At 54.9% G+C, this 23734-nt stretch carries 21 protein-coding genes; 17 read left to right on the forward strand and 4 right to left on the reverse strand.

The window, feature by feature from the left end; all coding sequences use genetic code 11:
* Nucleotides 1-168 precede the first annotated feature (168 nt).
* The 3 genes from AAFJ72_RS05625 to AAFJ72_RS05635 are packed head-to-tail and all read left to right on the forward strand — an operon-like array spanning nucleotide 169 to nucleotide 3183.
* Nucleotides 169-1581 carry an ATP-binding protein gene (locus tag AAFJ72_RS05625; RefSeq protein ID WP_432776375.1) on the forward strand — a complete coding sequence of 471 codons (1413 nt, stop codon included), beginning with the start codon at nucleotides 169-171 and terminating at the stop codon, nucleotides 1579-1581.
* A gap of 33 nt (nucleotides 1582-1614) precedes the next feature.
* Complete coding sequence (locus AAFJ72_RS05630) at nucleotides 1615-1941, forward strand: DUF3870 domain-containing protein (protein WP_122904758.1); 327 nt, start codon at nucleotides 1615-1617, stop codon at nucleotides 1939-1941.
* A 27-nt stretch (nucleotides 1942-1968) separates the two neighbouring features.
* A complete protein-coding gene (locus AAFJ72_RS05635) occupies nucleotides 1969-3183 on the forward strand; it encodes a sensor domain-containing diguanylate cyclase (protein ID WP_432776376.1) in 1215 nt (404 codons plus the stop codon).
* Here AAFJ72_RS05635 and nhaC read toward each other — a convergent pair.
* The gene (gene nhaC / locus AAFJ72_RS05640) at nucleotides 3180-4544 is read right to left on the reverse strand and encodes a Na+/H+ antiporter NhaC (RefSeq protein ID WP_432776377.1); all 1365 of its coding nucleotides are present in this window, start codon (nucleotides 4542-4544) and stop codon (nucleotides 3180-3182) included. The two genes, AAFJ72_RS05635 and nhaC, sit on opposite strands and share 4 nt — an antisense overlap.
* A gap of 366 nt (nucleotides 4545-4910) precedes the next feature.
* Between nhaC and AAFJ72_RS05645 the strand changes: the two genes are divergently transcribed.
* The 14 genes from AAFJ72_RS05645 to AAFJ72_RS05710 all read left to right on the forward strand — a co-directional run bounded on the left by AAFJ72_RS05645 (nucleotide 4911) and on the right by AAFJ72_RS05710 (nucleotide 20826).
* Nucleotides 4911-5834 (forward strand): NAD(P)/FAD-dependent oxidoreductase, encoded by a 924-nt coding sequence (locus AAFJ72_RS05645; protein ID WP_122904761.1) that lies wholly within the window; start codon nucleotides 4911-4913, stop codon nucleotides 5832-5834.
* 27 nt (nucleotides 5835-5861) lie between these two features.
* Complete coding sequence (locus AAFJ72_RS05650) at nucleotides 5862-6110, forward strand: glutaredoxin family protein (RefSeq protein WP_122904762.1); 249 nt, start codon at nucleotides 5862-5864, stop codon at nucleotides 6108-6110.
* Between the two features lie 72 nt (nucleotides 6111-6182).
* Nucleotides 6183-6737: a peroxiredoxin gene (locus tag AAFJ72_RS05655; protein WP_122904763.1), complete on the forward strand. Its 555-nt coding sequence runs from the start codon at nucleotides 6183-6185 to the stop codon at nucleotides 6735-6737.
* 593 nt (nucleotides 6738-7330) lie between these two features.
* Nucleotides 7331-9571, forward strand: a complete 2241-nt coding sequence (locus tag AAFJ72_RS05660; protein WP_432776378.1) for a hypothetical protein — start codon at nucleotides 7331-7333, stop codon at nucleotides 9569-9571.
* A gap of 25 nt (nucleotides 9572-9596) precedes the next feature.
* On the forward strand, nucleotides 9597-10784 hold the full coding sequence (locus tag AAFJ72_RS05665; RefSeq protein ID WP_432776379.1) for a HEAT repeat domain-containing protein: 1188 nt from the start codon (nucleotides 9597-9599) through the stop codon (nucleotides 10782-10784).
* Nucleotides 10785-10800: 16 nt separating this feature from the next.
* The gene (locus tag AAFJ72_RS05670; protein WP_432776380.1) at nucleotides 10801-12237 is read left to right on the forward strand and encodes a glycosyltransferase family 2 protein; all 1437 of its coding nucleotides are present in this window, start codon (nucleotides 10801-10803) and stop codon (nucleotides 12235-12237) included.
* 2 nt (nucleotides 12238-12239) lie between these two features.
* Nucleotides 12240-13031, forward strand: a complete 792-nt coding sequence (locus AAFJ72_RS05675) for a response regulator transcription factor (RefSeq protein ID WP_432776381.1) — start codon at nucleotides 12240-12242, stop codon at nucleotides 13029-13031.
* A 33-nt stretch (nucleotides 13032-13064) separates the two neighbouring features.
* Nucleotides 13065-14426, forward strand: a complete 1362-nt coding sequence (locus AAFJ72_RS05680) for a nucleotide sugar dehydrogenase (RefSeq protein ID WP_432776383.1) — start codon at nucleotides 13065-13067, stop codon at nucleotides 14424-14426.
* A gap of 54 nt (nucleotides 14427-14480) precedes the next feature.
* A complete protein-coding gene (gene glmS, locus AAFJ72_RS05685; protein WP_432776384.1) occupies nucleotides 14481-16313 on the forward strand; it encodes a glutamine--fructose-6-phosphate transaminase (isomerizing) in 1833 nt (610 codons plus the stop codon).
* A 56-nt stretch (nucleotides 16314-16369) separates the two neighbouring features.
* A complete protein-coding gene (locus tag AAFJ72_RS05690) occupies nucleotides 16370-16576 on the forward strand; it encodes a hypothetical protein (RefSeq protein ID WP_122904769.1) in 207 nt (68 codons plus the stop codon).
* On the forward strand, nucleotides 16573-17595 hold the full coding sequence (gene glmU / locus AAFJ72_RS05695; RefSeq protein ID WP_122904770.1) for a bifunctional UDP-N-acetylglucosamine diphosphorylase/glucosamine-1-phosphate N-acetyltransferase GlmU: 1023 nt from the start codon (nucleotides 16573-16575) through the stop codon (nucleotides 17593-17595). The genes AAFJ72_RS05690 and glmU overlap by 4 nt, the downstream gene beginning before the upstream one ends.
* Nucleotides 17595-18515 (forward strand): hypothetical protein, encoded by a 921-nt coding sequence (locus AAFJ72_RS05700; RefSeq protein WP_122904771.1) that lies wholly within the window; start codon nucleotides 17595-17597, stop codon nucleotides 18513-18515. The genes glmU and AAFJ72_RS05700 overlap by 1 nt, the downstream gene beginning before the upstream one ends.
* Nucleotides 18516-18519: 4 nt before the next feature.
* Nucleotides 18520-20199 (forward strand): hypothetical protein, encoded by a 1680-nt coding sequence (locus AAFJ72_RS05705; RefSeq protein ID WP_432776385.1) that lies wholly within the window; start codon nucleotides 18520-18522, stop codon nucleotides 20197-20199.
* A gap of 84 nt (nucleotides 20200-20283) precedes the next feature.
* Nucleotides 20284-20826, forward strand: a complete 543-nt coding sequence (locus AAFJ72_RS05710; RefSeq protein WP_432776386.1) for a hypothetical protein — start codon at nucleotides 20284-20286, stop codon at nucleotides 20824-20826.
* A 76-nt stretch (nucleotides 20827-20902) separates the two neighbouring features.
* On the opposite strand, the gene AAFJ72_RS05715 is transcribed toward AAFJ72_RS05710, so the two are convergent.
* The 3 genes from AAFJ72_RS05715 to AAFJ72_RS05725 all read right to left on the reverse strand — a co-directional run bounded on the left by AAFJ72_RS05715 (nucleotide 20903) and on the right by AAFJ72_RS05725 (nucleotide 23706).
* A complete protein-coding gene (locus tag AAFJ72_RS05715; protein ID WP_432776387.1) occupies nucleotides 20903-21781 on the reverse strand; it encodes a hypothetical protein in 879 nt (292 codons plus the stop codon).
* A gap of 126 nt (nucleotides 21782-21907) precedes the next feature.
* The gene (locus AAFJ72_RS05720) at nucleotides 21908-22369 is read right to left on the reverse strand and encodes an N-acetyltransferase family protein (RefSeq protein WP_432777153.1); all 462 of its coding nucleotides are present in this window, start codon (nucleotides 22367-22369) and stop codon (nucleotides 21908-21910) included.
* Between the two features lie 26 nt (nucleotides 22370-22395).
* Nucleotides 22396-23706, reverse strand: coding sequence for a YheC/YheD family protein (locus tag AAFJ72_RS05725; protein WP_432776388.1), 1311 nt, complete (start codon nucleotides 23704-23706; stop codon nucleotides 22396-22398).
* Nucleotides 23707-23734 lie beyond the last annotated feature (28 nt).

Genomic DNA, 23734 nt, shown 5'->3' on the forward strand with positions numbered 1-23734 from the left:
GGACTTTCGTCATCGAACAAGAATTATCTATAAATTTCGCATTCCCAAGGGATGGAAACAGCCCGCGGAATAGGGTAAAATTGGGTATGAATAGCATTTGAGAACGGTTAAGGCTATTTCCGCCATGCGGAGTAGCCGTTTTCTCGTCCCAGGAGGGGAGGGGCACAAATGAAAGACTTGTTGGATCATGAATGCAGGAGCAGCCTTCTCTATCGCTCCTTTTTCGAGCAAATGGTACAAGCCGCCTTTTTGCTGGATCGATCAGGAAGCGTTTGCAGGGGCAACGCTGCCTGTGAAGCGCTGACAGGCTATTCAGCAGAAGAGTGGGAGGGCTATCCGTTTTGGAAGCTGGCCATTGAAGAGGAGCAGGAGGCGGTACGCCGTCAGACACAAAGCGCAGGAAACGGGGAGCCAATGTCCTTTTGCACCGTTTTCGCTCACAAGGCAGGTCCGCCGATCCCTGTCGAAATAACCTATGGCGCGATCCTGTCGGAAGGGGCCGCGATTGGCTACTACGCGATGGTGCAGAAGCTGTCGCAAGCCGTGGCCGGCAGCAGGGAGGCGAAAATGTGCAAGATGCTGGATCTCTCGCTGGAAGCGGCCTTTGTATACGAAGGGGGAAAACTGAAGTACGTCAACCAGTCCGGGATCAAGCTCGTGGGCGCACGAGGGTACAAGGAGCTTTTGCACTATCCGTTCACTTCCTTTTTCCACCCGCGCGACATGTCTTTGATTGAAGAAATGCAAAAGCGGCTGGAGCGGGGAGAGACAACTTCGCCGATTGAGGCGGAGCTGATTCGTCTGGACGGAACACGTACGGATGTGGAGGTTTGCGGGACATCTGTGCTCATTCAGGACAAGCTGTGCCATTACATATTGATACGTGATGTGACAGTGCGCAAAATAACGCATGAATATTTTCAAAACTCGGAAAAACTCGCCTTGGTGGGGCAGCTGGCGGCGGGGATTGCCCACGAGATACGCAATCCGCTGACTTCCTTGAAAGGCTTTGTCCAGCTGATGGAAAAGGACGGCATGCGAAAGCAGGAGTATTTTTCCATCATGAGCTCGGAACTGGCGCGAATCGAGCTGATCGTCAGCGAGCTGTTGGTGCTGGCGAAGCCGCACGCATCGGCGTTTGAAGTGCACGACCTGACCAACCTGATTACCCATGTTGTCACGTTATTGGAGACAGAAGCGATTTTGCAAAAAGTAACCATTCAGGTCGCATTGGAGTCGCCGTTGCCCAAGATTCATTGTGATGAAAATCAGTTGAAGCAGGCGTTTATCAACTTTTTGAAAAACGGTATCGAGGCGACATCAGGCGGCGGGGAAATCGTCATCCGTCTCTGGTGCGAGGGGGACAAAGTCGTCATTCGCTTCGAGGACAATGGGGTAGGCATACCGGCGGAGCAGTTGTCCCGGCTGGGAGAGGCTTTCTTCACCACGAAGGAGACGGGCACCGGGCTCGGATTGATGGTCAGCCGCCGAATCATCGAAAACCATCGCGGAACATTGCAACTGATGAGCACGCCAGGAATCGGAACGACAGTGGAGGTATGTTTGCCTGTCATCAGCTAGAGAGGGACAAAGGACAAAGGGGAGGACAAGCAGGTGGCTGATTGGAAAAACAGAAACACGGTGCTGACAGCGGGATTTGCGCAAATCCCAAAAGGGACGACGTTGTACGAGGTGTCCACAATGGTTGGCTGTGTGCTCATCATAGACGCCGATGACGGTGTCATATGCGACGCCAGCTTTACGTTTGTCATGGACAAGACGAGCGAGTTTTTGGTCAATCTGCTCGTGGGCAAGTCAGTGGCAGGCGGGATGCAGGAGATTACGCAGACGATCCAGGAGCGTTTTCTCGCCCCTGGCCAGGGCGCGGTTTTGCAGGCCATTCGCGCAGCAGTAGATCGCTATCATGAGAAAAAAGTGTAAGCGTACCCAATAACCGGAGGGTTGTACATGCATGATAACAACGCTGTAAGAGAAGCGTACGCAAGACAGCTGCTGGAGCGTTACAGCGGCTGGCTCAGTCGAGTTGACGCCGTGGACCAGAGGGAGATCGAAGCGGTAGCCAGCGAGATTGACACGGTGTTGTCAGCAGAAGATGGGATACGGCACAAGGAACTGTTGAAAAAAATCAGTGAACTGCGGGACAAGGTGTCCGAGATGATGTGGATAGCGGAGCACATGAAAATTTTGCACGACCTGAGCCATATTTTTGCGAAGACGTTTGAGGAAGACAAGATTTTGTGGAAGGCGTTCGAGCTCGTTTCCCGCGTGATGAGCACCGATGCCTTTTTCATCGCCTTTTATGACGAGGGCGACAGCGAGATCAGAATCCCGATCAGCATCGACAACGGCGTCAATTACGGTCCGATGACGATTCCGTACGGCCAGGCGATGGTCTCCAGGGTGATTGAGACACGGCAAACGATCCATATCCGAACTTTGAAGAACGAGCCGTGCGAGCCGGAAATGATTCGCTGGGGCTGCCCGGAGATCGACACGAACACTTGTATTTTCGTGCCGCTGATGCTGGGGAATCAGATCAAGGGCGTCATTTCGGCACAGTCCTATCGCGAGTTTGCCTACAAAAAGGAGCACGAGGAACTGTTGAAGATCATCGGCTTCCAGGTGGCGAGCGCAATCGAGACGGCGCGTCTGTACAAGCGCATGTACCAGATGTCGTTTCAGGATGAACTGACGGGACTGGCCAACTATCGGGCGTTCCATCGCGATCTGGAAAAGTGGCTGGGAAAAGAAAGCTCCCCGCTGGCGTTGATTATGCTGGATTCGGACAGCTTGAAAGCGGTGAACGATCATTACGGGCACCACGCAGGAGATGAGCTGATTAGAAGAATCGCCGAGGCGATGAAGGTCGTGGCAGGGCGGGAAAATACAGCCTACCGCTATGCGGGGGACGAATTCATGCTGCTTTGTCCAAAGGCCACAATGAAGGAAGCGGAAGAAAAGGTGCGGGCGATCCGCGACTTTTTGCGGATGCACCCGTTATTGCAGGATAATTGCTGCATCCCGATTGCGGTCAGTGTCGGCATCGCGCGTTTTCCTGACCACAGCGACACGGCAGACGGCTTGAAGCGGGCAGCAGATGAGGCGCTGTACCGCTCCAAGCGCAGAGGGAAAAATTGTACGACCGTGTATGCGACAGGCTAGGCTTGTGCTTTCGCTTTTGGCTGCCGCAGCGCAAACAGGAAGGTCAAAAGCGGCGAGATCCACAGGTAGATCACATAGGGCAAGTAGTCGATTGTCGCCACGTGCAAGGCAGAGGTGAAAAAGGCCCCGCTGACGCCCCAGGGAATGAGCGGGTTGACGAGCGTCCCGCAGTCTTCGAGTGTGCGGGAAAGCCGTCTGCCTTCGATCCCTTGCTTGACAAAGGCATCGTGGAACATTTGTCCCGGAAGCAGGATCGACAAGTATTGCTCCCCTGTCAAAAGATTGACGAGGATGGAGGACGAACCGGCCAGACCGACCATGCCTGCCGCTTTTTTGATGCGCTGGATCAAGCCTGCAAACAGGGCTTCAAACACACCGCTGTACTGCAGGATTCCACCGAGAGACAAGGCAATAAGAATCAGGGCGAGAGACCAGGTCATGGACAACAGTCCGCCCCGATTGACGATGGAAGCAACGGCTTCGTTGGCGATTTCGCTGGCGAAGCCGTTTTGCATGACGTTCATCCATACGACGGGGGAGTGAACGCCTTGCACAAGAGCGGCGGTTGCGATCCCGCTCAAGATCCCGAAGACGAGAGTCGGCAAAATCGGCTTGCGCAGGGCAGAGCAGATGAGCACGACAGCAGCAGGCAAAAGCGTCATGATTCCCAGGGAAAAATGCTGCTCAAGCACTGTCTGGATTTCCTGGATCGCCTCCAGGCTGACGTCGGCGGACTGTCCCTGAATGGCGAAGAAAATCGCCGTAATCAGCAGGCCGGGAATCGCGGTGTGCGACATGAATTTGATGTGATTCATCAGCGAGACGTCGGCAATCGCTGCCGCAAAGTTGGTCGTGTCTGACAGCGGGGACATTTTATCCCCGAAGCAGGCCCCGCAAATAATGGCTCCGGCTGTCATCAACGGATCGAGTCCCAGGGCGGTCGAGACGCCCATCATCGCGACGCCGATTGTACTGATCGTCGTAAACGTGCTGCCGGTGACACTTGAGACGACCACGGTCAAAAAGAGGGCGCTGATCGTAAAATACTCCGGCGAGATCAGCGAGATGCCAAGGTGCAAAATCATCGGGACGGTCCCGCTCATCATCCACACCCCGATCAACATCCCGATCAGACAGAGGATCAGCATGGGCGCAATCGCGGTCTGGATGCCTTTGACCAGCCCTTCCTCCATCTGCTTCCACGGCACTCCGAACAGACGCAAGAGCGTGGCTGCCGCAATCGTGGCGGCAAAAAGAGGCATGTGCGGCTCTACCTTCCCCCAAAACAAGGCAGGAAACAGGATGCCGAAGATGGCCAAGAGAACCCAGATGCTTTGCGAAAAAGAAATGGATTTGTTCATGGTGGCAACTCCTTGCAAAATCAGGCTAACGCAAGCGTGCAGCAAGCAAAGACACGTGCGCTTTCGCACTTTTGCGCTTTTTGGCTTTTTTGCTTTTGTGCGTTCCAGTGATAGGCGTACTTTATCCTGAATGGCTTGATTCGTCAACGCGTCCGATTGTATTCGGAATTGCAAAATAATAGGGAGTAGTTGTACATTTTCGTCCGGCAGATGAGGCATATGAATGGGTGGAAGATCAGCCCATGGAAAATACTTATTTAAAATTATTATAAAAAGATATTGATTTTTATTTTGTATCTAGTAAAATGATAATCGTTCCTAGATGATAATAATTTTAATTTAGCTGAGAGAAAGGGGGAGCCGTTCATGTACGATGTCATCATCATCGGCGGCGGTCCGGCTGGTACATCCGCTGCGATTTATACAGCCAGAGGGAATCTGAAGACGCTTGTGATCGATAAAGCACCAGGGACAGGGGCGCTGGCCCTGACGCATAAAATCGCCAACTACCCCGGAGTGGAAGGCGAATGGACAGGAAAAGAACTGCTCGAAAAAATGCGCAGGCAAGCGGAGGGCTTTGGTGCCGAATTCATCCAGACGACGATTTCCGCGGTCGATGTAGAAGATGAGGTAAAAAGCATTTTTACCGCGCATGGCACGTTTGAAGCAAAAGCCGTCATCGTGGCGACTGGCTCAAAAGGGCGCAACCGCATGCTGCCGGGAGAGGAAGCTCTGCTCGGACGCGGTGTCAGCACTTGCGCGACGTGTGACGGAGCCTTTTATGAAGGCAAGCATGTAGCCGTGATCGGCGATACGGAGGAAGCGCTGGAGGAAGCCCATGCGCTAACCAGGTTTGCGGACAAGATTACATTTGTGGTGCCGCGCGCCGATCTGCAAGGCGTGGATGAAGTGCCGGAGTTGCCGAAAACAGACTTCCTGTACCGCACCCGCCCGCTGGAGATCGTCGGCGCCAATACAGTAGAAGGTTTGCGCATCCGCAATGCGGCAGGCGACGAGGAAGTGCTTTTGGTAGACGGCGTGTTCGTCTTTCTGTCCGGCAGCAAGCCGGGGACGGATTTTCTCGACGGACAGGTTCCGCTCGATGACGAAGGCTTCATGATACTCGATGAATACATGCAGTCTTCTGTTCCAGGCGTGTTCGGAGCAGGAGAGGTGCGCAAAACTCCGGTCAAGCAAGCGGTCGTGGCTGCGGCAGACGGCGCGATTGCGGCAATGGCTGTGGACAAGTACATCAACAAACGTTCCAAACTGGTTCCCCAATACAAATAATCCCCGACAAAAAAAGGAGAGTTTGACATGGTACAAGCAATCGTCTATTCCAGCACGAACTGCGGCTTCTGCAAGCAACTGAAAACGTATCTGGCTGAGCAAAACATTTCTTTTGAAGAGCGCAACATCGACGAAAAGGAAGAATACGCGCAAGAGCTAAGCCGTCTCGGGGTGATGTCTGTACCGTTGACGGTCATCGGCGAAAAGAAAATTTTGGGCTTCAACCCGAACCGCATCAAAAAAGTGCTGGCTGCCCTGGAGGAAACGGCGCAGTAACCAGCCTGTCGCGCTACCCAGCCAATTTTTTGTGACAGACCACATACAACCGTGAAAAAGGAGCGATTTATCATGACTACCCAAACAACTGTACAACTGCAAGTAGGAAAACCGGCACCAGACTTTCACATGCTCACTACCAAAAACATGGAGACGTTGGATGAGCGCGTGACGCTCGCTGACTACAGGGGCAAATGGCTGATCCTGTTCTTCTGGCCGTTCGACTTCACCTTTGTTTGCCCGACTGAGGTGACTTCCTTCAGCGACAATATGGAAGAATTCGCAGACCTCGATTGCGAAGTGCTGGGTGTGTCTACCGACAGCGTGCACACACACCGCGCCTGGATCAAAACGCCGCGCGACCAGAACGGAATCGGCGAAATCAATTTCCCGCTGGCAAGCGACTTCACCAAAGAAACCGCCCGCGCTTACGGTGTTCTCGACGAGGCAACCGGCGCAGCCCATCGCGGCCTGTTTATCATTGACCCGGACGGCATCCTGCGCTACCAGGTCGTAACAGACATGAACGTGGGCCGAAGCGTAGACGAAACACTCCGTGTCCTGCAAGCTCTCCAGGCAGGCGGCCTGTGCCCTGCAAACTGGAAGCCAGGAATGAAAACTTTGTAATTTTCTTGAACAAAATGGCATAAGCGAGCAAGAGGGGAAAAGGCAATCTCACCGTCTCATGGAGGCGGGGGATTGTCTTTTTTTGTGGTCCCGCGTGTGGCGGCGAAAACCCGGACGCTCGTGATAGAGCTACAGTCCCTCCTGCACGCAGCTTGTGGGCCATTTTCTGTCCCGAAGCCGCCTTTCCAACCATCCTCCTGTATTTTTGGTGTAAAGAAAAAAGGATAGTAGCATTTTTCAACAATTTCCAAATAGTAGCAACCTACCATTTTTCCATGGAAGAAAAAAATTCAAGCGTCAAGTACATATACCTAATGGTTAGAAAAATATGGGCCGGATGGACGAGCGGGTTGCAGGACTTCGCACCAAAAAATGTAGGACGATGGGGGCGAATCTGCCATTCCATTACAGTTTCTTTACAAAATCGCCAAATGGACATTAGTGAATTCCGTCTATGGGAACGATTGTCCCCTATGTTTACAATGACAATGACGTTTGGGCGAGAGAAATCCGTTCACCGCCTGCTATCGCCAAAACGGTCATGACTGTGTTGGGCAGATGGCTTGCGGCAACATAGCGGAGGTTGACGAGAAGTGGAATCCAAAAAGAAATGGCGCTGGCGTTGGGCGAGTCTCACTGCCTTGATGCTGGCAGGAGCAAGCGTCCTCTGGTGGTATTGGGACGCGGACCGGGTCGAGAGCATGGAGACGACGGCGGGCGTGCAACTGAAATTTCGTACGTCAGGCGAGCAGATCGAAGTGTTCCAGAATGAGCGATGGCAGCCGTTCTTTGCCAAAGGCGTCAATCTGGGGGCGTCCCTGCCGGGGCATTATCCTGGCGAGCTGCCCATTGCCAAAGACGATTACTTGCGCTGGTTCGCCATGATCGACGAGATGGGAGCGAACGTCATCCGCGTTTATACCATCCATCCTCCGGTCTTTTACGAGGCGCTTGTGGAGTACAACCGCAAAAAACCGGGAGACCCGCTCTACTTGATGCAAGGCATCTGGAGCCCGGAGGAACTTTTGATCGAAAAGAAAGATGCCTACTTGCCCGAAATTCGCGAACAGTTTCGGGCAGAGATCAAAGATGCAGTCGGCGCTGTGTACGGAGAAGTCACGCTCCCTGAAAAATCAGGAAAAGCGAGCGGTACATACCGCGCCAATGCGGGCAAGTACCTGATCGGCTGGCATACAGGCACAGAATGGGACCCTGTCATGGTGCAAAACACCAACCGCCTGCACGAAAAGCTGCCGCCGTATCAGGGCACGTATTTCCAGGCGACGGCAGAGGCGACCGCCTTTGAGACGTGGCTTGCGGAAATGGTCGACACTGTTGCAGCAGAAGAGAGCAAGTACGGCTGGCAGCACCCGATGACGTTCACCAACTGGGTGACTACCGATCCGCTCTCCCATCCGGGCGAACCGCTGTATCACGAGGATCTCGTCAGCGTCGATCCGACCCATATCCAGCCGAAAAACTGGGAGGCAGGCTACTTCGCTTCCTACCACGTGTATCCGTACTACCCGGATTTGTTCCGCTACGATCCGGCCTTGCAGCAGGTGAAAAACGACGCCGGACAGGTCGATTCGTACAAAGCGTACCTGCGGCTTTTGAAGGAGCACCACAAAAACATGCCGATCATGGTGACGGAGTTTGGTGTTCCGGCATCCATCGGTGTCGCCCACCTCGGCAATCTCGGCCGCCATCAGGGCGGGCATTCCGAGCGGCAGCAGGGAGAGATTGACGCAGCGCTGTTGCGCGAGATTCACCAGGAGGGCTACGCGGGCGGCATCCTGTTCGTCTGGCAGGACGAATGGTTCAAAAAAACGTGGAACACGATGCGCTTCGAGCTTCCGGAAGACCGCCGCTCCTTCTGGCTCAACATGCTGACGAACGAGTCGCTGTTTGGGGTGTTGGGGATGTATCCGGGCAAGGAAGGCGTGCTCACGATTGACGGCGACCGCACCGACTGGGATCAGCTCAAGCCGGAGGAAAAGCAGCGCCTCGACATCCGCGTTCCCGGCATTGACGAAGTCTGGATGACGCACGACGAAGGCTACGTGTACGTGCTCGTCAAGCTGGCGCATGCGTTTGACCCGGAAAAAGAAAAGCTGTACCTGGGCGTGGACACGACTCCGGGCGGAAACAAACACGCGGCACAGCTCCCCGGCCTTACGCTCGACGAAGGGCTGGAGACGCTGATCGAGCTGGGAAAACCGGAGGAAAGCCAAATCCAGATTGCCGCCAACTACGATTTTCACACGCGCCTCTACGGCAAACGGTACGGGATGCTTGAAGTGAAAGCAGAGGAGCAGCAGGACGACTCCGGCATTTTCAAGCCGTGGAAGCTTGCGGTTGGACTGGAAATGGAGCCGCCGGACAGCAAAAAATACTACCCGCTGGAAGAGGTCGTGGTCGGCAGGCTGCTAAGAGGAACGACGGATGCCGCAGACCCGCAGTACGACTCGCGCACAGCCTGGCAGGCAAAAGGCGATGTGATCGAGCTGCGAGTGCCGTGGATGCTGCTTGGCTTTACCGACCCGAGCTCGCTTACGGTGATGAGCTACCAGGATGAAGGCAAGCGCTTTGCGACAACCACGACAAAAGGGATTCGTCTGTTGCCGGTTCTCACAGACCGCGCGACGAAGAGCATCGTCGGCAAAAGCCAGTGGCCTTCTCCTTATCCGCTGACACAGCTCCCCCTCTATTCGTGGCCAGCGTGGGAGCAGGTCGGCTATCACGAGCGGAAAAAACAGAGCTATGCCATCATCCAGCAAGCATTCAAAGAGATAGATGCCCCAGTGGCAGACAAAGACAAATCGCAACCGTAAAAGGTTGGATAGGAGTGTGGCAAACGTGCAGACACCATTGGCGACAGCAATTGGCTTCGTGTACGCACTATGCGGATTAATCATGCTGGGGTTGCTTGCGTTGTTCGCACTGAAGCTGCGGAATATATCGGCAGAAAAACAGGCGCGGCGCTGCCAGGAAAAATACCGGGACTACTTCGTCTACCTGCAGGCCTACAGCGAAGAGGAAGAGCGCCTGAAGCTCCCCTACGGCGAACCGACGCAAAAAGAAAAGCAACTGATCCAGAAACAGCTGTTTGAGCTGATGGAGCGCTTTACGGGCGTCCATCGGGAAAAGCTGATCCGGCTGTGCGAGGATATGGGGCTGGTCGCCCTCGATCTCGAACGGCTGAAAAGCGGCTGGAAATGGACGCGAGTCGACGCCGCGTACAATCTGGGCGTCATGCGCTCCCGGCAGGCCGCAGCGGATTTGCTCGCGCTTTTGCAAAAGAATAGCGCCAATGATCCGAGCCTGTTCATCGTTGCCCGGGCGATTGCCAAATGCGCACGGGACAACAGCGATCTGCGGCAGATGGCAGAGTTCGTCGTCCGGGCGAAGAAGAACGTCCACCAGCTGATCGTCGACATCATCAGCGACTCGCAGTTGGATACGAATTCGCTGTACACCGAGCTGATCCGCGACAACGACCCTGAACTCGTCAAAATCGGGCTGATCGGCTACTCCGTCCACGCGCAAACCGGGCTGGAGCCGACCTTGCCCAAGCTGGTCATGTCGCCGGACAAGGAAGTGCGCATCAAGGCTGTGAAGCTCATGTGCCGCGACGTCAGGTATTTGAGCGAACAGACAGTCAAGGATTTCCTGTCCCACAAAGACTGGGAAATACGCGCCCTGATCGCCAAAGCGATTGGAACCTTGCAGCTCGTCGACTACATTCCCGCGCTGAAAAAAGCGGTCGGGGACAGTCACTGGTGGGTGCGCTATCACAGTGCGCGCAGTCTGGCCCAGTTGCACACAGCAGGCTTTGCAGCGCTGTGCGAGATTTTGCGGGAAGAGCGCTTCGGCGACAAAGTCGACATGGCGCACCAAATCATTCTGGACGATCTGGAAAAAGAAAAGCTTCGCCTGGAGCAAGGGGCAAGCACGGAAGAGAAGCTGGCGTACAACGAAAAGCTGCATCTGTACCGCAAGTCTTGCCAAAAAAACATTTCCACGGTTCAGGTGATGGAAGGCTAATAGAAAGGAGGCCAGCATGAGAGAGTTTCTGCTCTATTACGGAATGTTTGCGATGTACTACGTCATCGCGATCAATTCCCTGTACTTCGTCATCATGATGTTTTCATTCAAGAGCATCATGGGGATTCTGAAAAACTCCCTTTACTCCCGGTTCCAGGCATTGTCCGGCTCCGAGCACGTACCGCCGATCTCGATTCTGGTGCCGGCGTACAACGAAGAGCTGACGATCATCGAAAATGTCCGGTCACTGCTCGCCTTGAACTATCCGCGCTACGAAGTGATCGTCGTCAACGATGGATCGAAGGACGATACGCTGCAAGTGCTGATCGAGGAATTTTCGCTTACGCTCTCCCGGCACATGCCTGTCCAGCCGCTGCTGCAAACTTCGCGCGTGCGGGGAGTTTACCACAATCCGGCGTTCCCCAATCTGTATTTGATCGACAAAGAAAACGGGGGAAAAGCCGATTCGCTCAATGCAGGCATCAATCTGTCGCATTACCCGCTGATCGCTTCCATAGACGCCGATTCCTTGCTGGAAAAAGACGCGCTCATCCGCATCGCCAAGGTATACATGGAAAACCCGGAGGAAACCGTGGCGATCGGCGGCGACATCCGGATTGCCAACGGCTGCAAGATCGAAAACGGCGTCGTCAAAGACATTCGTTTGCCGGACAAGTTTTTGCCGATGATGCAATCGGTCGAATACTTGAAGGCGTTTCTCGGAGGACGGATCGGCTGGAGCGCGATCAACGGCCTGATTATCGTCTCGGGTGCGTTCGGCGTGTTCCGCAAAGACTACGTGGTCAAGGTCGGCGGCTATCGCGGCGGGTATCCCGGCGAGGACATGAACATCATTATCAAGCTGCACAAATACATGCTGGAAAACAACTTGCCGTACCGGGTGGCGTTTTGCCCAGATGCCGTCTGCTGGACGCAAGCGCCTGACACATGGAAGATTCTCGGCAGCCAGCGCCGCAGATGGGGGCGCGGCAACCTGAAAAACATGATCGAATACGGAAAAAACATGGTATTACGCCCGAAATACAAGGTGTTTGGGATGCTGACACTGCCCTTCAACATTTTGTTTGAAACGTTGAATCCGTACTTTCGCATCACGGGTCTGCTCGCGCTTATCGGATATACGTTGCTGGACATGACGAACAGTCACATTCTTTTGATCTACGGCCTGCTCAACGTGCTGTATGGCGTGCTGTTGGGGATTGGCTCGATCTTGCTGGAGGAAATCGCGTTTCGGCGATACCCGCGCTTCCGGGACATCGTCAAAATGCTTTTCTATACCATACTCATGTTTTTTGGCTATCGGCAAATCGGCGTCATTTGGCGATTCCTGGGACACATTGAATATTTGCGCAACAACAACTCGTGGGGAACGATGACGCGGACGAGCTGGCAGCCCAAAAACAGCAAAAACATTTCCAGTCTGGAGGCATGATGATGAGTAATCTCGTACCTGCTTTCTATGAGCTGCTAAGCAAGATGGAAGAGAACCGCATGGCGTGCGGGGTGATCCTGGCAGCTTGCAAAAACTTTTCCGCAGAGTCGCTGGAATTGGTCAAAAGGGATATGGAAGCACAGCTGACAGACACCATGACGATACATGCAGCGCATGACAAAAGCAAACATATCCTCGGCATTTTGCTGGAACAAAAAAAGCTTGCGGATACCCATTTTTACGCGCTGCAAGTCAAAGACTACTTGCTCGGCCGCAAGCTTTTGACAGGCGGAATGCTGATCGCCAGCTTCCCGGAAAGCTCCCGTTCCTCGGCGCAAATGCTGATGCGGATGATTCAGGAGATGAAGGACGTAAGCGAGCCTGGAAGCATCAAGGTGTACGAGCAGCACGCTGCGAACCGCCAGCAGGAGCCAGCCAGCATTCTGCTCGTCAATCAGGATGAGACGGTCAACGAGTTTTTGCGCATCTATTTGCAGCGCAAAGGCTACCAGGTAACGGTTGCCCACGACGGCATGGACGGCATGGAAAAGTTTCGCGAAGCCGCCTACGACCTGGTGATTACCGACCTGAACCTGCCTGTCATCAGCGGTTATCAGTTGATCGAAAAAATCAGGCATCTCGGTCAGCATGCGATGAGCAAAATCATGGTGCTGACAGACAAACGGCTGGAGGAAGATGTGCAAAAATCGTTCGCCCTGGGCGCCTCTGATTACATTACGAAGCCATTTTCGCCAGTTGAGCTGGAAGCCAGAGTCAAACGCTTGATTTCATAAAAAGTTCAGATAGGGAAAGGGAGACAAACGAGGATGAAAAGATACGAGGAACTCCAGCAACTGATTGGCAATAAGACAGCGAAAATCGGGGTGATTGGTCTTGGCTATGTCGGGCTGCCGCTCGCGATAGAGACGGTCAAGAGCGGGTACACCGTGGTCGGGATCGACCTGCACGCCGGTAAAATTGAGAGCTTGAAAAAAGGAGAGTCCTACGTACAAGACATCTCCAACGAGACCTTGCAGGAATGCCTGGCGACGGGGCGCTTTTTCCCGACGACGGACTATCGCGCCATCGAAGAGCTGGATGCGATCAGCATATGCGTTCCCACACCGCTCAGCCCGAATCAGGACCCGGATACGTCCTACATCACGAATGTAGTGGAGCAAATCAAAAAACATATGCGCAAAGGGCTGCTCATCACACTGGAGAGCACGACCTATCCGGGAACGACCGAAGAGCTGATCGGGCGCGAGCTGGAAAAGCTCGGCTACACCACGGGTGTCGACTTTTTCCTCTGCTACTCTCCTGAGCGCGTCGATCCGGGCAATCGCAAGTTCAACACCTACAACACCCCGAAAATCATCGGTGGTACGACGGAGCGTTGCATGGAGCTTGGGACACTGCTCTACGGCAGCCTGGTCAAAACAGTCGTCCCGGTTTCCTCGCCAAAAGTGGCGGAGATGTCCAAGCTTTTGGAAAATACGTTCCGCAGCGTCAACATCGCGTTCATGAACGAAATGGCGATGATGTGCGACAGAATGGGCATCAACGTTTGGGAGGTAATCAAGGCCGCATCGACCAAGCCGTTCGGGTTCATGCCGTTTTATCCGGGACCCGGAATCGGTGGGCATTGCATACCTCTCGATCCGATGTATCTGTCGTGGAAAGCAAAAGGCTACCGTTTCCACAGCCAGTTCATCGAAATTGCCCAGTCGATCAATGACAACATGCCGGATTACGTGCTGAACAAGACGGCACAGGTGCTCAATATTTACGCGAAAGCGATCAACAGCTCGCGCATTCTCATTTTGGGCATGGCCTACAAGCCGGATGTCGACGACTTGCGCGAATCGCCCGGACTGGAAATCTACGAGCTGTTCAAAAAGAGCGGGGCGCAGGTCGACTACTACGACCCGTATGCGCAAAGCTTCGTGAATAAAAAGGGACAGGTCGTCACCTCGATTGAAAACGACTACGAGCTGTTCAAAACATACGATTGCATGGTGCTCATCACCAACCATACTTGCTTCCGCTACCAGGAGCTTGCCGATCTGGGTGTCGCGATTATTGATACGCGCAACGCTTTTGACGGCATTACCAACCCGAACGTCTATCGCATCGGCACGTCCGTTGCCATTCAGGAGGAAAAGGAAGTTGTGAGCTTGCTCGCCTGATCGGCGGGCGAGCGTCACACACAAGCAACCAAGACCGAAGGAGGAAGGACAAACATGTGCGGAATTATGGGATACATCGGGTATAGACAGGCACAACCCATTTTGATTAACGGCCTGCGAAAGCTGGAATACAGAGGCTACGACTCGGCTGGCATCGCGGTCTGCGACGGCGAGTCAATCGCGGTGCGCAAGGCAAAAGGCAGAATCGACGTCCTCGTGGAGAAGACCGAACAGTCCGGGCTTTCCGGCTCCATCGGCATCGGCCATACGCGCTGGGCGACACACGGACGGCCGTCGGATGAGAACTCTCACCCTCACGTGGACCAGACGCAAAAATTTTCCATCGTGCACAACGGCATTATCGAAAACTACCTGGAGATCAAGCAGGAGCTGATCGAGCAAGGCTACGTGTTCAGCTCGGAGACCGATACAGAGGTGATCGTCCACCTTTTGTCCCGCGAATACGACGGCGACCTGCTCGCTGCGGTGCGCAAGGTGGCTGGCAAAATTCGCGGCGCCTTTGCCCTTGGCGTCATGTCGGAGTATGAGCCGGACAAGCTGATCGCAGTCCGCGTGGCAAGTCCGTTGATTATCGGGGTTGGCAAAAACGAGAACTTTATCGGCTCTGATATTCCTGCCATTCTGGAGCACACCCGCGACGTCTATGTGCTGGAGGACGGCGACCTGGCTGTCCTGACCAGAGATTCGGTGCAGGTCATGAGTCTGGGGACAGACGAGCCGGTACAGCGCGATCTCGTCCGGATTGAATGGGACAAGGAGCAGGCGGAAAAAGACGGCTACGCGCATTATATGGAAAAAGAAATCCACGAGCAGCCGCGCGCCCTCCGCAACACGATGACGGGCCGGATCGACGAAGCCGGACAGAAGATTGTTTTTCCCGATCTGCACTTGTCGACCGATACGATTCGCAGCATCGAGAAAATTTACATCGTCGCCTGCGGCACAGCTTACCATGCGGGCCTGATCGGCAAGCATGTCATCGAAAGTCTTGCACGCATCCCGGTCGAGGTCGACGTAGCTTCCGAGTTTCGTTACCGCCGCCCGCTGTTTGGGCCAAACACATTGACGATTGCCGTCAGCCAGTCCGGTGAGACGGCAGATACGCTCGCGGCGATGCGGGAAGCGAAGCGCAACGGCTCTGTCGTGCTCGCCATTACCAACGTCGTCGGCAGCTCGATTGCCCGCGAGGCGGATGAGGTCATCACGACCAATGCCGGACCGGAAATCGCCGTCGCCTCTACGAAAGCGTACACCTCGCAGCTTATTGCTTTCTACTTGTGGGGCATGTATCTGGCACAGGAAAAAGAGACACTTGCCCAAGCCGAGATTGCTTCGCTGATTCAGAGCTTGCAGCAATTGCCTGGACAGGTGGAGGAGATTCTCGCGCATGCCAGCCAGCTTCGCCAGTTTGCCGAAACGATCAAGGACGAGCGCCAGCTGTTTTTCATCGGCCGGGGGATCGACTACGCCGTCTCCATGGAAGGCTCGCTCAAGCTCAAGGAAATTTCCTACATTCATTCGGAGGCGTATGCCGCAGGCGAGCTGAAGCACGGCACGCTGGCGCTGATCGAGGAAGGGACAAGGGTGATTGCCCTGTCCACGCAGGACGCTTTGCACGAAAAAATGATTAGCAATATTACAGAAGTGAAGGCGCGCGGGGCCAACGTGCTCGGCATCACCCACGATGAGCACATCGACCTGCATCGCTCGGTGGATGACGTCTGCCTGATTCCGAAGACAGACGCGCTGTTTACCCCGGTGCTCGGCGTCATTCCGCTGCAACTCATCGCCTATTATACGTCTGTCGCTCTGGGCAACGATGTCGACCGCCCGCGCAACCTGGCAAAAAGTGTAACGGTAGAGTAAGCGGATTCGTCCTTTGCTATGAACCACAATACGGGATCACGGGGAGGAACGAGCAAATGAGTACCTCGAAGCGGGAGTTGAACCAGGAGATTTTGCTAAAGATCATGCTCCAGGCCTATCAACTGGGCGTGCAGAGGAAAGACGTAGATTTGAACATGATGATCCACACGTTGACAGATGAATTGAAGCCATACTTTGAACAGCAAATCCAGCAAGGCCAGTTTGCGGCAAGCAGACTGGCCGGAGTGGAGGCGACAGGATGAACATACACGCAGTCGTTCTCGCAGCCGGAAAAGGAACGAGAATGAACTCTACCTTGTACAAAGTCATGCATCCGCTGTGCGGCAAGCCGATGATCGAGCATGTCGTCGGGGCACTGGAGCCTTTGTCTCTGCATAACCTGGTTGTCGTTGTCGGTCACGGGGCCGAAGCCGTGAAGCAGCAGCTGGGAAGCCGCGTGCAATACGCACAGCAGAAGGAGCAGCTCGGCACGGCACACGCCGTATGGATGAGCAAAGACATCCTCGCAGGGCAAGACGGCGTAACGCTAGTGCTCAATGGCGACACGCCGCTCGTGCAAAGCGAAACGCTGCGGCGGCTGCTCGACTACCACCAGTCGAAGCAGGCGGCAGCGACGGTTTTGACTTCCATCGTGGAAGACCCGACCGGCTACGGAAGAATCATTCGCGACGAGAACGGCGATGTCCGCAAAATCGTCGAGGAAAAGGATGCGACCCTTGGACAAAAAAAGGTGAACGAAATCAGCACGGGCATCTTTTGCTTCGATAATCGAAAGCTGTTTGCGACCCTTCCCAACGTTTCCAATCAAAACGCGCAGGGCGAGTATTACTTGCCGGACGTCCTGGCGCTTTTGCAGGAGCAGGGAGAGCGGGTGGCTGCGCACGTTACCGAAGACCCGGAGGAAGGCTCAGGCGTAAACGACCGCGTGCAGCTCGCCCATCTGGAGCGGCTCATGCGCAAGCGCATCAACGAGCGCCACATGAGAAGCGGTGTGACCATGATCGACCCGGCCGCTACGTATATCGATTCGACTGTGACGATCGGGCGCGATACGGTGCTGTACCCAGGGACGTTTTTGCTTGGCACAACGCAGATCGGGGAAGGCTGCCAGGTGGGGCCGCATGCGCACGTAAAAGACATGGTCGTCGAGGATTACACGCGAGTTCCGCCGTTTTCCTCGTTTGACGGGAGCACGTACTCAGACAGGGGACAAGCTGAGGTGGCTGCGACGAGAGACGGACAGGATTACGGCCGAAACTGATGCGGGTGCTGCGAAAATACGGGCCGCTGTGGGCCGGGATTGCGCTTTTGGCAGCAGCCTCTCTCTTCATGCTCGTGCTCTCGAACCATTCCCGTTCTGCCCTGACGACAGCCACCTGGATCTGGGACGCGAAACAGATCGAGACGCAGACGGACGAAATGATCGCGTTTGCCGAAAAAAACGGCGTCAACCTGATCTACCTCCACGTAGAGCCGACTGCTGTGTCGCCAGAGGCGTACCGGACGTTCATCCGCAAAGCGGGACAGGCCAGCATCCAGGTGGAGGCGCTCGGCGGTGATCCGAACTGGGCGCTGACGAAGAATCGCCAAAGCATCGACGAACTGATCTCCTGGGTGAAGGCGTACAACAGGAGCGTGAGAGCGAACGAGCGCTTTGCGGGCATCCACGTCGACATTGAGCCGTACTTGCTGCCCGCCTGGAAGGAGTCGCAGCAGGAAGTCGTTCGCCAATGGCTGAAAAATGTCGCGTACCTCGTCGCCGAGACGAAGAAGGACACCGATCTGGCGGTAGGCGCAGACTTGCCGTTCTGGATTGATTCCGTCCCCGTCCCGGACAGCCCGGAAAAAGTCAGCAGCTGGATGGTGCAGCGCCTCGACAGCATCACGCTGATGGCGTACCGCAACCGCGCCAGGGGGGACAACGGCATTGTCGAGATTGTGAAAAAGATCGTAGCCGACGCCAACTCGCAAAAAAAAGGCTCGGTGATCGTCGGGGTCAACATGATGGAATCGGCGGAAGGGGCGCATGTGAGCTTTTTCGCTGACGGTCCGGCGGAGATGAAGAACCAGCTGGCCATTTTGGAAGAGGAACTGTCCGGCAACCCGGCGTTCGCAGGCAGCGCCATTCACGACTACGAAAGCTGGAAACGCAGCATAGAAGCCAACGAGAGGAGTAGCTAGTTCAATGAAAGCCGCGCCTATCTACCTTAGTGTTCTCTGTCTGACGCTCGGCTTTCTGTTCGGCTTTTCCCCGGCGGAAAAAAAGAGTAAAGCCACGTGGATATGGCAATCCGAAATCGTCGGAGATGAAAAACAGGAAATTCTTGAATTTTGCAAAAACAACGGGATCAACCTGATTTACTTGCGAATCGAAATGAACAAGCCGTTTGACTACTACCGCGCCTTTATCCGCGAAGCGAATGCAATGGGCGTGGAGGTTCACGCCGTGGCCGGTCATCCTGCCTGGGCGCTTAAAAGCAACGAGAAGCGGCTGATGAACATCGTCAAGTGGGTAAAAAACTACAACCTCGAAGCGGCCGAAGACGAACGCATCCGCGGCATTCAGCTGGACATCCAGCCATACCTGCTGCCGTTCTGGGAGACGGATCGCGAGCGGCTGATCCGGGAGTGGCAAGCCAATGTGCAGGCGTTTACGAGCGAAGTGAAAAAACAGCCCGGGCTTGTGGCAAGCGTGGCACTCGCCTTTTGGCTCGATGATATTCCCGTTCCGGGCGAGCAGTCTGTATCGGTGTCACAATGGATGATCGAGCAGTTTGATACGGTGTGCATCATGGCCTATCGCGATACGCTGTCCGGGAAAAACGGCATCCTCGCGCTGGTGGAAGAGGAACTGAAGGAAGCGGACAAGCTAAAAACGCGGGTCATGATTGCCGTCAACATAAAAAAGCTCAGCGATGACCACGCTTCCTTTGCCGAGGAAGGCGCAGAGGAGATGAACCGTCAGCTTGCGCTTTTGTCCGAAAAATTGGGCGACCACCCGTCCTTTTCCGGTATCGCGATCCATGACTACCGCTATTGGAAGGAGGCTGCCCCCGTGGATCCGGTCAAAAAAGAGCGCTACAAAGGCACCTATATTTGGCGGGCTGAGCTGATCGGCACGGAAAAGAAGGAAATTCTCGCCTTTGCGAAAAAAAACAGCGTCAATTTGCTCTACGTTCGTCTGGACCTGGAGCAGCCCTACGCCTATTACCGCGATTTTGTCCGCGAGGCGAGAGCGGCAGGCATCGAGGTGCACGCCATGGGCGGCCATCCGGTCTGGGCACTGGCAGAGAGCAGAGGGAAAATCATGAAGCTCGTCAACTGGGTGAAGGCGTACAATCAGGCGGTGGAGACAGGCGAACAGTTTCAGGGCATCCATCTCGATATTGAGCCGTATGTGATGCCGGTCTGGCGCAAGAATAAAGACAGCGTATTGCGCCAGTGGATGGCAAACATCCAGGCATTTGTCGAAGCGACGAAGCAGGACGGACAGCTGGAAGCGAGCGTCGATCTCGCCGCCTGGCTGGACCGTACGCCTGTGCCGGGCAAGCCGGACATACCGTTTTCCCACTGGATGATCGAGCAGTTGGATCATACGACGCTAATGGCTTTTCGCGATCGGGCGGATCGCATCGTCGGCCTGGTAGAAAGTCAGGTGAAATACGCGCAGAGCATCGGAAAAAAGATCGTCGTTGCCGTCGAGACGAAGGAGAGCCATGAAGGAGACGAAATTACGTTTTACGAGGAAGGAATGGGCGAGATGCATCGGCAACTGCAACAGGTGACAAAAGCGCTGGATCCGTACACTTCGTTCATGGGCCATGCCATTCACGCCTACGATTACTGGAAAAACGGCAAGGATTAGAAAGACAGCAAGGAAGCCCGGCGCGGGAACGCGAATGTTGTACAATAGGAAGACGAAGGTCGTTTGGAAAGAGGGGAACGATACATGCGCGATGTGCCAAACAGATACAGAGGTCTTCCGTCTCGCACGCCTGAGATGCTGTACAATGTGGTTCGCAAGTTTTACCGCGGGGCTGTCAGCCACTACGACCTGATCCAGGAAAAAAAGCGGGAGGCGTACGCTTGCTGGGAGCAGATGCAGGCCAGCGGGGATGACCGACCGCTGCGAGCAGCGCTGACAACGTTGTTTTTGGAATTTCATTTTTACGTGACGTGCTGGCTGCAAATCGAGCTGGCTCTCTATCGGCTGGCCCGGCAGGATGAGCGGCTGGCACTCGTGATGGAAAAATTTCGGGCCGAGCTGGAACGACATGTAGCCGTACGCGGGCAGCTGGAGCAGACAGAGGCGTGTGTCGCTGCCCAGTTTGCCGCTGTCGGCTCCGGCTGGTCTTGTCCAGGAGTCGAACAGGATGCCTACGCGTTCGACGGCTTCACTTTTACAGTGGACGAGTCGAGTCTGGCCGAGCTGCATGCCTTGTTTGCCGCGATCGAGGAACAGCGTCAGTTGTCTGCAAGTGAAAAAGCGTGACCGTCAGCAGATGGTCACGCTTTTTTTGCCTGCAGTCAAGTCAAAAGGCATGGCGAAGCCGTTGCCCGGCGACTTGTCAGTAGCTGCCAGGGAAGATGGAGCCAGTGTGCGGAGTTGTCTGGCCTGGTGTGTTCAGTTGGCGTACTTCCTGAACGTTTGTGCCCGCAAAGCCAGGTGAAAAGATCGAGTTGACCCCCTGGCCGAGCGGTTGTTGATATTGCTGAACCTGTTGTTGCTGCTGGCCATATTGCGCCGGGATGCCGTAGCCGCCTTGCGGGAGCGAAGAGCCGAAGCCGCTGTTTTGGTTATGCTGGCGCACTTCCTGGACGTTTGTATGGGCAAAGCCAGGAGAGAAAATGCTGCCTGTCAGCGCTGGCGGATAAGTGGCTTGCGCATACGGCTGCATTTGGCCTGCAAAACCTTGATAGCCCCCGGAACCAGGCTGATTTTGCTGACGCACTTCCTGCGCGTTTGTGCCCGCGAAGCCAGGAGAGAAGATCGAGCCTATGCCCACTCCGTAGCCTTGAGTGGAGGAAGGCTGCTGCTGTGCATAACCGCTGGATTGATGCATGATCGCGTTGAACGCCTGGTTTGGCATATACGCTTGTTGTTGCTGCTGTTGGCCATACGCTTGTTGCTGGCCGTAGCCTTGCTGCTGCGCAGTCTGATAGCTATGGTTTTGCTGGCGCACTTCCTGGGCGTTGGTGCCTGCAAAGCCCGGCGAGAAGATCGATTGGGCGCCGCTCATTCCGCCGCCGGAAGTCATGCCGTATGTAGGAGTCCCGACGGATTGGGCATGTCCGCCATGGTTCCAGTACTGCACCTCCTGAACGTTTGTTCCGGCGAAGCCTGGCTGAAGCATTGCGCTGGCAGGGGTCATCGCTCCAAGGAATTGTGGTTGGGATTGCATTTGGTTGTTGCTGTTGTTGTTGTTGTTGTTGTTTGTATTGGTCATGGGTAAGACCACCTCCTGCAGAGTATTTTTACCAAGGAAGGGGAACTCATGCACGGTTTGGATGAAGCCAGAGAATTCGCATTAGTAAAGAAAACGAAGGGAATATGGCAAAAAACATGCCGGACATTATCCGACATGTTCCTGCAAATCGGCGGGATTCCAATGGCCGAAAGCGAGCCAGAGCGTAGGTTTTCCCGTTGGCCCGATACTCGCTTTGACAGGCGTAAAGCCCATGGTTCGAAAAAGGGCAAGACTTGCCTCATTATCGAGAGCTACGCGCACGTACAGTTTGGGCAGGCGCTGACAGATGAGGGTCGTCAGCGCTTTGCCGATTCCCCGGTTGCGGTAGCGTTTATCTACAACCAGGAAGGACTGACCCAGTCCACAACGAGAAACGGCGAACAAGCCAACGACGCGTTTCCCGTTCATGGCCAGAGCGACACTGGAATCTTTTTTGGAAAGCAGCTCAGGGGTCAGACGCGAAAACCAGTCAATCGCGTGTCTGGTGATGCGCCGATCTCCTTCCTGACGGGCAAACCTCACCAAAGTGGCCAAAGATTCAGCTAATGCCTGCGGAGGCAAGATCACGTATTTCAACGTTTATTTCATGGATATTACCCTGCTGCAGCTTCACGCCCGTTTTGCAGTCTGGACACGTACTGGGCGTAGTGGATGAGATTGGACAAAGACAAGCGCCTGATCGAAGGCTCATCGAACTTCTCCGGCTTGGCGTTCGCTTCAAAGAACCACAGACTGCCGTCTTCCGTAAGGCCGAGATCCATCGACATTTCGGCCAGGTCTTCGATCTCCTCGTTCAAGGTTCTGGCGATGGCAAGCGCTGCCTGGTGAATCTTTTGTTCCATCCTTTCCGGATCAGCCTTGAACAAAGTCTGGAGAACAGAAGACAGGGAGTGGATGGAACCGCCGCGCGGGACGTGCGTGGTAATGCTTTGCGAGCCGGAGCGCCTGATGCCGACGCCGGTTACGCTCCATTCGCCGCGGCCGTTTTTCTGCACGAGTACCCGCACGTCAAAAGGCTTGCCGTTGAAGCGCGCCCTGCGTATCCCCTGCTGCATGATGTACTGCTGCTGCCGGATGTGGCTTTTCACGTGCTTCCACAGATCGTCCAGATTGGAAAAGCGCCGCGTGACGGCCTTTTGTTCCTTGAGCCGTTGAAGCCGCCAGCCGTTGTTTTTGTATTCGACCCGCATGATCCCTTCTCCGGCTTTGCCGCGCACCGGCTTGAGGTAGACGAAGCGATGCTCGGTGCAAAAGCATTTGAAGCGGGCGAGCGTATCGAGCTTTTTCGTCTCCGGCAAATACATTTGCACCTCGGGGTACTTTTTCAGCATGGAAAAAAGCTCCTGCTTGTCAAAAAAGCAGCGATTGAACAAGGTGACGTTGGGCATTTCGTGGATGCGGGCCAACGTTCTTTTGACTTCGGGACGCTGCTCGGCCCTGCGGGTGGGGATGCGGTTGTAGACGACGTGCGGGAAGGGAAGAACGACTTCCTGCCACAGATTTTGCTTCTGATTGTACAAATAGCCGCGAACCTTCTTTTTCTCCCAGTTGATGCCCTGGGGCGTGAAGACGTACACAAGTGCCCCCCAACGCCTGCCGGATTGCGAGATGTCCTTGAAGTTCTCGCGATTTCCCAAAAACGCTGCGCCCTCGCCAACGGTCAGGATGCCAATCAGAGGGCCAAGCTTTAGCGAGTCGTTCATCATTTTCCAGTTAATCCGCGTTCGAAACCGCCCTGGCTGCATCGTGGGCAAGCCCGCATACACTCTTTTGTGATGCGAAAACGGACCAAGGCTTGCGAACAGTTTCTTTGGCGACCGTTTGCCGAGAGCTTGCCGTGGTAGCTGGATGAACCATTTGCCGCTGGGGAGGATGGTCAGCCACCCGGAGCGCTGCTGAAGCATGGGTGTTCCTCCTTCCTGAAAAATGGTG

The sequence above is a fragment of the Brevibacillus gelatini genome (genome assembly GCF_050920745.1).
GTDB lineage: Bacteria > Bacillota > Bacilli > Brevibacillales > Brevibacillaceae > Brevibacillus > Brevibacillus gelatini.